The organism is Sporolactobacillus sp. BBK16-2 (assembly GCF_059878335.1).
In genome coordinates this window covers 3,113,929-3,127,451 of the sequence record NZ_CM187611.1, presented here as the reverse complement: position 1 = coordinate 3,127,451, position 13,523 = coordinate 3,113,929, and the positions used below count along the sequence as shown (strand labels likewise).

At 45.9% G+C, this 13,523-nt stretch carries 12 protein-coding genes; 7 read left to right on the top strand and 5 right to left on the bottom strand.

Features of this window, described 5'->3' with window-relative positions; translation table 11 throughout:
* The 6 genes from argF to AC6F33_RS15535 all read left to right on the top strand — a co-directional run bounded on the left by argF (window position 1) and on the right by AC6F33_RS15535 (window position 6,470).
* Complete coding sequence (gene argF, locus AC6F33_RS15560) at window positions 1-960, top strand: ornithine carbamoyltransferase (RefSeq protein WP_255749007.1); 960 nt, start codon at window positions 1-3, stop codon at window positions 958-960.
* Window positions 961-991: 31 nt separating this feature from the next.
* On the top strand, window positions 992-2,239 hold the full coding sequence (locus tag AC6F33_RS15555) for an argininosuccinate synthase (RefSeq protein WP_255749008.1): 1,248 nt from the start codon (window positions 992-994) through the stop codon (window positions 2,237-2,239).
* The gene (argH, locus tag AC6F33_RS15550; protein ID WP_255749009.1) at window positions 2,196-3,584 is read left to right on the top strand and encodes an argininosuccinate lyase; all 1,389 of its coding nucleotides are present in this window, start codon (window positions 2,196-2,198) and stop codon (window positions 3,582-3,584) included. Before AC6F33_RS15555 ends, argH begins: the two co-directional genes overlap by 44 nt.
* Window positions 3,585-3,742: 158 nt before the next feature.
* The gene (gene argC, locus AC6F33_RS15545; protein ID WP_255749010.1) at window positions 3,743-4,687 is read left to right on the top strand and encodes an N-acetyl-gamma-glutamyl-phosphate reductase; all 945 of its coding nucleotides are present in this window, start codon (window positions 3,743-3,745) and stop codon (window positions 4,685-4,687) included.
* A 127-nt stretch (window positions 4,688-4,814) separates the two neighbouring features.
* On the top strand, window positions 4,815-6,068 hold the full coding sequence (locus tag AC6F33_RS15540) for a multidrug effflux MFS transporter (protein WP_255749011.1): 1,254 nt from the start codon (window positions 4,815-4,817) through the stop codon (window positions 6,066-6,068).
* 15 nt (window positions 6,069-6,083) lie between these two features.
* The gene (locus tag AC6F33_RS15535) at window positions 6,084-6,470 is read left to right on the top strand and encodes a hypothetical protein (protein ID WP_255749013.1); all 387 of its coding nucleotides are present in this window, start codon (window positions 6,084-6,086) and stop codon (window positions 6,468-6,470) included.
* A 57-nt stretch (window positions 6,471-6,527) separates the two neighbouring features.
* Here the strand turns inward: AC6F33_RS15535 and AC6F33_RS15530 are convergent, their stop codons facing one another.
* From AC6F33_RS15530 to AC6F33_RS15510, 5 genes are all read right to left on the bottom strand, one after another.
* The gene (locus AC6F33_RS15530) at window positions 6,528-7,052 is read right to left on the bottom strand and encodes a YceI family protein (protein ID WP_480948836.1); all 525 of its coding nucleotides are present in this window, start codon (window positions 7,050-7,052) and stop codon (window positions 6,528-6,530) included.
* A gap of 139 nt (window positions 7,053-7,191) precedes the next feature.
* The gene (locus tag AC6F33_RS15525) at window positions 7,192-7,608 is read right to left on the bottom strand and encodes an Rrf2 family transcriptional regulator (protein WP_255749015.1); all 417 of its coding nucleotides are present in this window, start codon (window positions 7,606-7,608) and stop codon (window positions 7,192-7,194) included.
* Between the two features lie 443 nt (window positions 7,609-8,051).
* Window positions 8,052-8,723 carry a ribose-5-phosphate isomerase RpiA gene (gene rpiA / locus AC6F33_RS15520; RefSeq protein ID WP_255749016.1) on the bottom strand — a complete coding sequence of 224 codons (672 nt, stop codon included), beginning with the start codon at window positions 8,721-8,723 and terminating at the stop codon, window positions 8,052-8,054.
* A 144-nt stretch (window positions 8,724-8,867) separates the two neighbouring features.
* On the bottom strand, window positions 8,868-9,611 hold the full coding sequence (locus AC6F33_RS15515) for a glycerophosphodiester phosphodiesterase (RefSeq protein ID WP_255749017.1): 744 nt from the start codon (window positions 9,609-9,611) through the stop codon (window positions 8,868-8,870).
* A gap of 227 nt (window positions 9,612-9,838) precedes the next feature.
* Entirely contained in the window at window positions 9,839-12,031 is a 2,193-nt protein-coding gene (locus AC6F33_RS15510; RefSeq protein WP_500777412.1) for an anthranilate synthase component I, read from the bottom strand.
* Between the two features lie 316 nt (window positions 12,032-12,347).
* Here AC6F33_RS15510 and AC6F33_RS15505 point away from each other — a divergent pair, with 316 nt between their 5' ends.
* The gene (locus AC6F33_RS15505) at window positions 12,348-13,226 is read left to right on the top strand and encodes an EamA family transporter (protein WP_480948852.1); all 879 of its coding nucleotides are present in this window, start codon (window positions 12,348-12,350) and stop codon (window positions 13,224-13,226) included.
* Window positions 13,227-13,523: the final 297 nt, after the last annotated feature.

Below are 13,523 nucleotides of genomic sequence, written 5' to 3'. Positions count from 1 at the left end.
TTGACAAGTGAAACGGCATCAACATTACAAGGCAGAGATTTTCTAACCATTGCCGAATTTACGGAAGACGAGCTGAAAACGTTCTTACAGACGGCTGTTGCTCTGAAGGCAATGCAAAAGCAAGGCGTTACACACCATTTCTTAGAAGGACAGACGCTTGCAATGATTTTCGAGAAAGCATCGACTCGGACGCGCGTCGCATTCGAAGTAGGTATGTACCACCTCGGCGGTTCTGCGCTATACTTGAGCAGCAAGGATATCCAAATCGGTCGAGGCGAAACGATCGCTGATACGGCGAAAGTGCTGTCACGATTTGTCGATGGTATTATGATTCGTACGTTTGGCCACGAAGTGGTTGAGGAATTGGCGGCGAACGCTGATGTTCCGGTTATTAACGGCCTCACGGATACGCATCATCCGACACAGGTCATTGCCGATTTGTTGACCATTTTCGAGCACAAAGGCAAGCTTGGCGGCTTAAAAGCATGCTTCATCGGCGATGGCTATAACAATATGGCGCATTCACTGATGGAAGGCGCCGCGGCAGTCAGCATGGACATGACGGTCGCCAGTCCTGAAGGCTACGAGCCTGATGCGGCGATTCTCGAAGCCGCGAAAGCAAGAGGAGCGAAGAATGGTTGCACCATTGCATTCACCAATTCGCCTCAAGAGGCGGCTGAAGGCTGCGATGTCGTGATCACCGATACATGGCTGAGCATGGGCGATGAAGATGAAAAGGAAAAGCGACTGCATGATTTTCAAGGGTTCCAAGTTGACGATGCACTTGTCGCTTTAGCAAAACCGGATCATATCTTCATGCATTGTCTGCCTGCTCACCGCGGTGAAGAGGTCACGGAAAGCGTGATTGACGGTGCCCATTCCGTTGTGTTTGATGAAGCGGAAAACCGTCTGCACGCACATAAAGCAATTCTGAAATGCTTGATGGAAAAGAACGCATAAAAAACATACTCATTCTCAGGAGGGTTCACTAATGGCAAAAGAAAAAATCGTTTTAGCATATTCCGGCGGTCTTGATACTTCGGTCTGCATTAAGTATCTGCAAGACAAGTACAATTACGATGTTATCGCACTCAGCATTGATGTCGGCGAAGAAGGCAAAGACCTAGATAAAGTGAAGCAAAAGGCACTGGATGTCGGCGCAATCAAATCGTATGTCGTTGACGCAAAAGAATTGCTTGCTGAAGGATACCTTGCTCCGGCTCTCCAAGCAAACGCATTGTACGAGGGCGTTTACCCGCTTTCTTCAGGACTTTCACGTCCACTTATCGGCAAGTTGCTCGTTGACGTAGCACATAAAGAAGGCGCGACGGCAGTTGCCCATGGCTGCACCGGAAAAGGAAACGATCAAGTCCGCTTTGAAGTAGCCATTCAAGCGCTTGATCCTTCACTTAAAGTCGTCGCTCCGGTTCGTGAATGGGGCATGACGCGTGACGAGGAAATCAAATACGCAGCTAAGCATGGTATTCCGATTCCGGTAGATCTCGACAACCCATTCTCGATTGACGCGAATATTTGGGGACGCGCGTGCGAAGCCGGCGTTTTGGAAAACCCATGGAACGAAGCACCTGAAGAAGCGTTCGCTTGGACGAATCCGATCGAAAAAACTCCGGATGTACCGGAATATGTAGAAATCGAATTTGAAAAAGGTCTTCCGGTTGCTTTAAACGGAGTTAAAAAACCATTTATTGAAATTATTAAAGAACTGAACGCGCTTGGCGGACTTCACGGAGTCGGACGAATTGATCATATTGAAAACCGTCTTGTAGGCATCAAGTCGCGGGAAGTTTATGAAAATCCGGCTGCACTCATTCTGATCAATGCCCATCAGGGGCTTGAAACCATTACACTGACCAAGGAAGTTTCTAAGTTCAAGCCGTTGATCGACAAAGAAATTTCTCAAGTGATCTATGACGGTCTCTGGTACTCACCGATCCGGGAAGCACTGATGGCTTTTGTTAAGCAGACTCAGGAAGTCGTTACCGGGAAAGTTCGCGTGAAATTATTCAAGGGGAATCATGTTGTCGTCGGACGTGCATCGGAAAACAGCTTGTACAATGAAAAGTTAGCGACCTATACAACGGGCGACGCTTTTGATCACAACGCAGCCGTAGGTTTCATCAAGCTGTGGGGACTCCCGACCAAAGTGAATGCAGAAGTGCATAAGGAGGCAGATCATGGCGAAGCTGTGGGGCGGCCGGTTTACGAAGTCAACCAATAAACTGGTTGATGAATACACCGCGTCTATTTCTTACGATCAAGAACTAGCGAAAGAAGATATCGAGGGCAGTTTAGCACATGTCCAAATGCTCGGTGAATGCGGCGTTGTCACAGAAGAAGAGGCAAAGACCATTCAACAGGGGCTTCGAACCATTCTGAAAAAGATAGAGAACGGTGAAGCACATTTTTCGACAGACATGGAAGATATTCACATGAACATCGAGAAGATGCTCATTGATGAAATCGGCGCGGTCGGAGGCAAGCTCCATACCGGACGCAGCCGGAACGACCAGGTCGCAACGGATATGCATCTGTACATGCGGAAGAAGACTCAGGTTCTGATCGACTTGCTCGAAGATGTGCAATTTGCCCTTCTTGAGCAAGCTAAGATCAATGTGGACACGATCCTTCCCGGATATACACATCTTCAGCGTGCGCAGCCGATCTCCTTTGCCCACCACTTGCTCGCCTATTTTTGGATGTTTGAGCGGGATAAAGGGCGGTTGCGGGACAGTGTAAAGCGCATTAACATTTTACCGCTTGGCGCCGGTGCGTTGGCGGGAACAACCTTTCCGATCAATCGCCGTCGCGTTGCCGAACTGCTTGATTTCGATGATGTTTACCCGAACAGCATGGATGCCGTCAGCGACCGTGACTTTGTCGTCGAAGCACTTGCAGACTGCTCGCTGATCATGGTTCATCTCTCACGCTTGTCTGAAGAAATGGTGCTTTGGAGCAGCCAGGAATTCCAGTTTATTGAATTGGACGATGCATTTTGCACAGGTTCCAGCATCATGCCGCAGAAGAAAAATCCGGATGTATCCGAACTGCTGCGCGGTAAAACCGGACGCGTGTTTGGACATTTGGTCGGCTTGCTGACCGTGCTCAAGGGTCTTCCGCTTGCCTACAACAAAGACATGCAGGAAGATAAAGAAGGCATTTTCGACACCGTAAAAACGTTGGAAGGGGCGCTGAAATTACTTGCCCCAATCCTTGAAACGATGACGGTCAAGAAAGACCGGATGCGTCACGCTGTTGAAAAAGACTATTCAAATGCTACCGATATTGCAGATTACTTGGCAAAAAAAGGATTGCCGTTCCGTGATGCACATGCAGTCACCGGAAAAATGGTCCTTTATGCCATTGAAAATAAAAAGTATTTGCTTGATCTTAATCTGGAAGAGTACAAGCAATTCAGTCCTCTTTTTGAAGAGGATATCTTTACGGCTTTGCTCCCTGAAAATGTGATGCGTGCCCGGGAAAGTGAAGGCGGCACCGCGCCGCACCAAATTGAGAAACAATTGAAACTTGCGGAAACAAGACTGCATCAGAATGGATCATTCTGATCGGCTGTTTCATATAATCCTTGAGAATACCATAAAAGGTATTCTTACGCATAAGGTTTATTACCCCCTAAATTAGCTTATTATTTTAACTTGAAGCACCGGATACGTGTCATGCGTATCCGAATTTTTTTTAAATAGAATAGAGAGGAGTGCTCACCATGTATTCTGTTTATGTAGACGGCCAATATGGGACCACAGGTTTGAAAATCAGAGACTATTTGTCAAAGCATGACCATATTCGGCTTCTGAACATCGCGTATGAGGAAAGACGCGATATGGAGTTGCGGAAGAAGTGCATGAATGAAGCAGATATCGTTTTCTTGTGCCTTCCTGATCAAGCTGCCGAGGAAGCAGTAAAAATGGTCGAAAATGATAAGACCAAGGTCATTGATGCGAGTACAGCACACAGAATTGATGAAGAATGGACTTATGGAATTCCTGAACTGTTCCCACATCAGCGGGCTAAAATAAGAAATTCCAAACGTGTCAGTGTTCCCGGCTGTCATGCGACCGCAGCGTTGCTGGCCCTTGCTCCTTTAGTCGGTAAGGGAATCGTGCCTGCTAATTATCCTGTATCTATTTATTCAGTTACAGGGTACAGCGGGGGCGGCAAAAAGGTCATTGCAGATTATGAAAATAAGAAACGTGCCCCATTCTTTGCTGTTCCAAGACCTTATGCTCTGCAATTAGATCATAAGCATTTACCTGAATTGACGAAATATGCGGGACTCAAGGAGAAGCCGATTTTACTTCCGGTTATCTGTGACTATTACAAAGGATTGGCGGTCAGTATTCCGCTATATACAAATAAGCTGTCCGAGTACAAATCGCCTGAGGAGATCCGCCGCTTTTTAGTAAATTATTATTCCGAAGAACCATTTGTGAACATTATGTCTAATGAGACGGAAGGTCTTTTTGAAGATGGCAGCTTTGATATTACCGGGTGCAACGATACTAATAGAGCAGATCTATTCGTTTTGGGAAATGAAGACCGGATCGTGCTGATGACCCGATTAGATAATCTGGGCAAGGGGGCATCCGGTGCGGCGATTCAATGCATGAATATCATGCTTGGAGTCCCTGAACAGACGGGCCTTAATTAAGATTTTCTAATCAGTAATTTTAACTTAATGATTACAGCACTGAACGTCCTTATGAGCAAAGCTTCAGGTAAACGGATCTTTTTTCTGCTATGATAACGTCAGACACTTTAAAAGAGAATTTTTTGAGATGAGAAAGGCTGATTTAAAAGTGAAAGCTGCACAAACAGATTTAATGACGCGTCAAAGCAAAGGCGGCTATGTTCGTTTTGTACTCGTACTGGGAGCGCTCGGCGCGTTCGGTCCGCTTTCAATGGATATGTATCTTCCGTCATTGCCGTCTCTGACTCGGGATTTGCAAACGACAACATCTCTGGCACAATTAAGCATCACTGCATGCCTGATCGGACTCGCGGCGGGACAGCTTATTCTTGGGCCGCTCAGTGATAAATTCGGACGAAAGATTCCTCTGCTTTCCGGTTTGATTTTATTTACCCTGACCTCTTTTCTTTGCGCGATCACAACATCGATTGGCTTGCTTGTCATTCTGCGACTGATCCAGGGGATTGCTGGGGCAGCGGGTATGGTGATTTCACGAGCGATTGCTCGTGATTTGTATTCGGGATCAAAGTTGACAAAATTTTTCTCGATGCTGATGGCAGTCAACGGTATTTTTCCTATCTTGGCACCGATATTAGGCGGCTTTGTGCTTCGGTTTACGTCCTGGCACGGTGTTTTCGTTGTCCTTTGCGTGATTGGTTTTTTATTGTTTTTAAGTGCATTATTCTATATTCCCGAAACGCTCCCTGTTGAAAAACGTATTTCAGGCGGGCTTGGTACAACCATGTCGGCAATGGGACATATTTTCCGAGACAGCCGGTTCGTCGGTTACGCGCTTGTCCTTGGTCTCGTGATGGGTGCCATGTTCTGTTACATTTCGGCATCCTCTTTCGTGCTGCAAGATATGTTTGACGTATCGCCCCAGGGATTCAGTCTATTTTTTGCCACGAACGGTTTAGGTATTGTCTTGATGTCGCAGCTTGCCGGACTTCTTGCCGGACGTGTAGACGCACGGAAAATCATGCGAACCGGAATAGTTATAGCAGCGATTGGCAGTATTGCGCTTTTTGCCAGCTTGATGCTCGAACCGCCGCGCCTTGTCGCAATCATGATCCCGCTTTTTCTTGTTGTTTCAATGGTTGGTCTCGTCAATTCAACAGCCTTTTCACTGGCGATGCAAAGCCAGGCGAAGGCGGCCGGAAGCGCCTCAGCGATTCTGGGACTCGGCATGAATACAATTGGAGCACTTTTTTCGCCGCTCGTCGGATTAGGAGGCAGCCATACCTATTTCCCAATGGCGCTGATGATCCTATTCTGTGATGTTGGCGCACTTGTCGTCTATGTTCTTTTTATCAGGAAGAAAGCGCTGAAAATTGTTAAATGAAAGAAGATTGATGAAATGAAATCATTTTTAATGGACTTATACCAAATCCGTCCGAGCCAGCTATACTTAGATCAGGATAAAATTGATCGTCTCAAAGGCGTATTTGATCCGCTCAATGTACGCTTCAATGCGCCGCTTCCGATTAAGAAAAACGGGGGAGAAGCGTTTCTGACCGACGGCCATACGCGTGCGTTTCTCTATAGTGAGGAAAAAATATCGGTGATCCCTGTCTATTGGGATACAGATGATCTTGATATGGATCTCTACCAGACTTGTCTGAACTGGTGCCGACATGAGCGCGTAATGTTTATTGATGATTTGAAAGAGCGCATACTTCCACATGATCAATTTTTGCAAAAGTGGATGGATCGCTGCGAAGAAGCAATAAAAAAAGACAAATAAGGTACAAAAAAAGAACGGATGGCTTAGATGAGCCATCCGTTCTTTTTCACGAAATTATTAAGCGTTTAAGGTGAATTCAGCATCGACACTAATCTTAATTTTGTTGCCGACAACGAGATTGCCGTTTGCAAGCGATTGGCTCCAAACCAGACCGTAATCGCGGCGGTCAATGGCGAAATTGAGACTTGCAGCGTTGCGCTTCAGGCCGTATGGATCATCGATCGGCGCACCAATTTCTGCTTCAAAGGTTACCGGTTTCGTCGTTTCTTTAATGGTGAGGTTGCCTTCGATGGTATAATCTCCACCATCTGCTGATGTTATTTTAGTTGATTCGAATTTAATTTCAGGATATTTTTCAGCATCGAAGAAGTCAGCGCTCTTCAAGTGAGCGTCACGATCTTTAATACGTGTTTCAATGCTTGCGACATCAATTGAAACGGCAACTGCCGTAATCTTTCCGCTTTCATCAGTTGTTACAGTACCTGAAGTTGTTTTGAAACTGCCCTTCACATTAGAAAGTCCCATGTGTTTTACAGAGAAACCTGTTTCTGTGTGTGCTGAATCGATTGTCCATTTTGCCATTTTCATCCACTCCCAATAAATTTTTCATGTATTTTTGAAATCAGCGTGGCAGAGCCATTGCCGATTTATTACCGCTTTTTCTTATTCCTTTTCTAAACTATTGATGTAACAAAAATAGTTACATCTAGATGTCAAAAAATCAAGCTTTATCAAAAAGCTGATGTAGGATGCCGTCGATTGTCTCACTGGATAGTTTGCGCTCTAATGCATCCTGAGCAGCGCCAAACGCTTCGTCCAGTGCGCGCCGAATACCTTTGCCAACCGGACAATGGGGATTCGGATTGCCGTGGACTGCAAAGAGATTGTCTTTAGGCTCAACCGCATGGAATACGTCGAGCAGCGAAATGTCGGCAGGATCACGTGTTAATGAGGCGCCAGCCTTGCCGGCAGTAGTCTGAATCAGTTCAGCTTTTTTCAGCATACCGAGCAGCCTTCGGATGACGACCGGATTGGTGTTCACACTTGATGCGATATAGTCCGACGTTAAATCATCATGAGGCTTGGAGGCGATTAAAGCAAGAATATGAACAGCAACTGCAACTCGAGTATTAATCATTTCCCTCACCTCTTGTAACCATTATAATTACAACTATACATCCTGTCAACCAAATAATTAAAAAAGAACACTATTTTTTGTGACTTAGCTAACTTACTAAGCATTAGAAGAGTACTGCGCAACATCGTATCAATTGAAAAAACACTTATAATATGAGAAAAGCTGAACCGAAGAGAAGGAGTTAGACCGAACGCTTGAAAATCTAGATCGAATCCATGGAAAGTTAGGCCAAATTCATAAAAAGTTAGACTGAAAAGCGGAGGTTTGGCCGAACCAATAAAAAATTAGACCGAACGCTCGAAAAGTTAGGCAGAATCCATGGAAAAATGGACCGAATCTAGTGAGAGTTAGACCGAATCTCCCCGTATTGCGCGGTCTGTCCTTACTGTGCAATATTAGAATAAACCCCCTATCTGCGCTTCAGATAGGGGGTTTAGGTGAGATTATTTGTTCAGAGTATCGGTATGTCCGTCGGGGTAGCCGACGATGACTTTGTCTGTCATACCGAGGAAAAGGCCGTGTTCGACGACTCCGGTGAGATGATCCAGTTCATTCGCCAATTGTTCGGGATTGGAAATGGACTGCAAGTGAAGGTCAAGAATGTAATGATGCGCATCGGTCACGTAAGGTTGTCCGTCCGCGGCGCATCGAAGTTCGGGGCGGTACCCTTTTTCAGACAGATAGGCATTGACATGCTTCCATCCGAAGGGAACGACTTCAACCGGTAGAGGAAAGGCGCCGAGCTGTTCAACCTTTTTCGTATTGTCGACGATCCAAATGCGGCGCGTGGATGCTTTGGCGACCAGCTTTTCATAGAGCAAAGCGCCGCCTCCGCCTTTGATCCCGTTTAATTCTGAATCTACTTCATCGGCTCCGTCGACCGTTACATCGATTTTTGCGACGTCATTCAACGCACGCATCGGAATTTTCCATTCGCTGGCAAGGTCAATGGTTTTTTGAGATGTCGCGACCCCGGTCATCGTAAATCCATTTGCTACTTTTTCAGCCAGTGCTTCAAGAAAGTAATAAACAGTTGATCCAGTACCAAGGCCGATGGTCATTCCCTCTTTAATTTCATCAACAGCGCCTCTGCCTGCTGATTGTTTTCCGTTCATACTCATCCCTCGTTTTCTATTCGATTAAGGCTCTGATTAGTTGTCCATTGAATGGTAACGTTCTCATTGTATTATAGCGAAAGTGCCGAGCAGTGCCAATGGTTCCGTGAGAACTTGCACCTTGCCCGACACTTCATTTCCGTATTATTTTGCGACCTTCTGAAAACTTTTCCGCAGGTCGAGAGCAGCCTCGGGATGATCGGTAATAATGGCGTCAAGACCCATTTCAAAAGCAAGCTGCATATTTTTCGGCTGATTGACTGTCCACGCGCGCACCTTGAGTCCGTGCTCTTGGAGCTGTGCTGCTGTCTCAGAAAAAGCAGTCGGCTGCCAGAGATGCTGAGCGGTCGCGCCGACCTGTTGGGTGTAGCGCCACGGTTCGACCAAACGCTCCCATAAAAGAAGTGCGATGTCTGCAGTTGGATTAATTTTCTTCAATCGGATCAACGATTCATGATTGAAGGATGAGTAGACAACGGGAAGATGCGGCCGATAATGATCGACGAGCTGCGCTACCCGCGCTTCGATACCGGGATAAACGTTGCGGTCGGTTTTAAACTCTATATTCAGAACGCCGGGATAATCGGCTAGAAGTTCAAGCACTTGAATAAGCGTAGGTACACGTGTTCCTTTGAATTTTGGCGAAAACCAAGATCCTGCGTCAAATTGCTTTAATTCTTCTAGAGTGTATGATTTAATCTGGCCCTTGCCATTAGTCGTTCGATCAATCTTTTCATCGTGCATAACCACGACCTGCTGATCCTTTGTCAAATGAACATCAAGCTCAATGCCATCGCTTCCGACACGCATCGCTTCTTCAAACGAATCAAGCGTATTCTCAGGACAATTGCATTTACTGCCGCGATGGGCATATACTGCTGTTTTCATAGATATCCTCCCTCATCCATAAAAAGAAAAACGGATTAGCTCCTCACATCTAATCATCGAAGGCATACATCTAAACCTGACTGTCGATAACTTAGCCTTTACCTAAAGTTTACCATGCACCGAGATTCCATTCATTCGTTACTTTATGATTCACCTGCTAAAGTAATGATGGAGATTATGCGGCGTATAAACCCAATAGCTCTCCATGATGAAACGACATAGCCGCCTTAAGGTTGAACGGCTGAATAAAGACGAACGCTTCTAAGAACATTCTCCAAAATATTCATACCTGCATTTTCTCCGAGGCTCATAATTGACTCGGGATGAAACTGGACAGCCGTGATCGGCAGGCTTCGATGCTCCACAGCCATAATGACATGATCGTCAGATTCTGCTGTAGCATTGAGCTCTGGCGGCAGCTGGTCGACATAAAGCGAGTGGTAGCGTCCTGCTTTAAAATTCCGAGGAACATTGTGAAATAAAGGACTGTCCTTGTGATGAATCACTGATGATTTGCCGTGCGTGGGTATTGGCAGGATTCCGAGTGATCCGCCAAAGTAATTGACAATACCCTGAAGGCCGAGACAGATGCCGAATAGTGGGAGCTGATGCTCCAAACAAAGGTCAATCGTTTCCTGCATGTTGAACCGTTCCGGACGACCCGGCCCGGGAGAAAGGACGACAAGATCAATGGGCTCGGACCCCGCTCGGATCATTTGCCGGGCTGCCGGACTTCGGCGAACGGTCACGATTGCGCCAAGCGATTGAAAATAGCCGGAAAGGGTATGCACAAAGGAATCTTCATGATCAACAAAAAGAACATGGAGAGGGTGCTGGTCCTCTTTTCCCGCGACTTGCTTAACAACGGACTCCTCTTTGGACGAGGATGGACGAAGTGCCTCAATTAATGCACCGGCTTTAGTCAATGTCTCTCTTTCTTCACTTTCCGGATCGGAATCATAGAGCAGCGTTGCACCGACTCGTATCTGGGCTTCCCCGTGCTGCAGCCGCAGGCAGCGCAGCGTAAGGCCTGTGTTCATGTCACCATTGAAACCGATCCAGCCGACCGCGCCGCCATACCAGCCGCGCGCGGTTTTTTCATGCTGTTCAATCCAGCGCATTGCCTCAAGCTTTGGTGCTCCTGTGATGGTGACCGCCCACATATGGCTGATAAAAGCATCGATGGCATCACAATCTTCCTTCAGCTGTCCTTTAATATGATCTACCGTATGAAAGAGATGGGAATACGTTTCGATCTGCCGTCTCCCGACCACTTCAACAGAACCGGGGATACAAATCCTCGATTTATCATTCCGATCGACATCGGTACACATCGTGAGTTCCGATTCTTCTTTTTTAGAACCAAGCAAGGTCTTGATTTGTTCGGCGTCTTCGATGACAGAGCCTTTTCTGCGGATCGTCCCAGAGATCGGGCATGTCTCCACTGTCGCGCCATCGACACGTACGTACATTTCCGGAGAGCAACCAATCAGAAACTCTTCATTATTTAAATGGATGAGGAAACCATAGGGGCTTGGATTAATGCGCTGCAGTCGCTGAAAAACATGTGAAGGCCGACTTGAACAGTGCTGAGTCAGAACACGGCTTGGCACGACTTCAAACAGGTCGCCTTTTTTAAATGCTGCTTTTGCTTTGCGTACAAGTGCGGCATAATCCCCTTTTTGATCAGCGACACCGGATGAAGCACTCGATTTTTTGTCGAACCGGGCAACTGCACCGAAATGCGGTTTGTTTTCGGTAGAAAGCTTTCCGTAAGCAAATTCATAGGTTAATTGATACGCGTTGTTTTTCTCCCGATCAACAACAATCAGCTCATCGGGAAGGTAAAGCTGCAGATCATTTTGTTCCGAATTTCGATCTTTATTCAGAGTGTAGTGCTCAAACTGGAGGACAAGATCGAAACCAAAAGCACCATAAAGGCCGAGAAAATCATCATCAATGTGAAAAAGTGTTTCAATTTCTCGAAGCAATGTGAACAGTGAAGAACGCTTTGTTCGATTCTCTTCTTGAATCAATGCTTCATCGGTCACACGGATGTTGCCGATCAGAGCAGATGAATGACGGGACGTTATTTCTAAATCAGGATGGGTTAAGCGATCAGTCAGAAAGGCAATCAGTACCTTCCCGCGTTCATTGAGTGCTTTAATTTGAAAGGAATGGTTCTTTGATGTCAGTTCAAGCGGCGGGTTCACAAACCCGATATCCCAGCGCGAATAACGGCCCGGAAAACGGTAGGTACTGGAGAACAGTGCGCCTTTGTGTTCATCAAGGCGTTCTGCAAGATTTAAAATAGCCGGTTCACCAGAGATCGGTACCTGGCTGCGGGTAATGATCATACCCTTGTCAGTGGTGTAAAGAGTGGATGCTTGTGATTTGTCAATTTGTGATAAGATACTCATCTTATCAACCTCCTGTATAAATAGATTTATACAGAAGAGCAACTCTGAATCAGAAAGAGACGTCGAATAAAAGCGGCCGTCTGCAAGTCACTAAAAAATGTACGATTCTGTTCTCAACTCTGCTCTTCTTTACTCTGCTTAACTGTGCTAAACTAAACTTCTTATATCATACATGGGAACTCGTTTCTATTCAACTGAGAACCGGTTGACGGTCTCATTATAATAAGATGTGACGAAGAACACAGAGAGGAAGAAAAAAGTGGCAGAACTTGTGCGGCGCTTTGCTGCCACACGATCTTGGCAGCGGTCGATCGGTATGATGCTCGTGCTCTGCGGTGCGACATTATGGGGTGTTTCTGGAAATGTTGCCCAGTATTTATTTGAAGCTCAGCACATCAATGCCGGGTGGCTGACTTCTGTTCGTATGCTGACGGCAGGCATACTGCTGCTCATCTTGACGCAATTTGGAAAAGAACGTCATCTGACCTGGTCTGTTTGGAAAAATGGAAAAACAGTGTCAGGTATGCTTATTTTTGGATTAATCGGGATGATTGGTGCTCAATATACGTATTTTGAAGCGATTGCCGCAGGTAATGCGGCTACGGCAACGCTGCTGCAGTATCTTAGTCCGGTCCTGATCATGCTCTACTTAATGATCCGTTGGCGCAAAAAACCGTCCGGAGTAGAATTAGCGGCAATTTTAATGGCATTGCTTGGTGTTTTTTTAATAGCGACAAAAGGGCATCCGGATCAGTTGTCGATTGCTCCGCTTGCCGTTTTTTGGGGACTGATGTCGGCACTGGGCGGTGCCATCTATGCGACACAGCCTGGAAAACTACTGAAACAATTCGGTCCCGGAGTTGTTGTCGGCTGGGGGATGGTCATTGGTGGAATCGCAATGAGCGTACTGTATCCACCTTGGCATTTCAACGGAAATCTTTCCGTTCAATTAATAATGGACATTGCTTTTGTCATTCTTTTTGGCACACTGCTTGCATTTTACTTGTATTTGGCCAGCCTGAAGTATTTAAAACCAATAGAAACCAGTCTGCTTGGCTGCGCCGAACCGCTGTCTGCAGCCATTGTCAGTGTTGCCTGGATGCATGTTCCATTCACAGTGTTTGATTGGATGGGAGCGGCATGCATTATTGGTACAGTCGTCATGCTGTCACTGACACGAAAAAAGCTGCGGTAAACATGGAAATAAAGGGAAATGATGTCGCTTGCTGATTATTACCTGGGAAATGATGACGAATGATGCGCTTTTATTCTTAAACTGTTGATTTTTGTTTCATAAAATAATAAAGAGTAAAGATAAGATATTAATGGCGCTGCCTTTATTAAAAAATAATTCAACTTATAATAGATAAGAACTTCCAGTTTCTGCACCTGTTCAGTAGATGTCTAAGACGTATCATTACCAAATTTTTCTGTGTTGCTTCATTCAAAAATGAGGCATACAATCAATCTGCACAAATCGAAGGAGTATAAC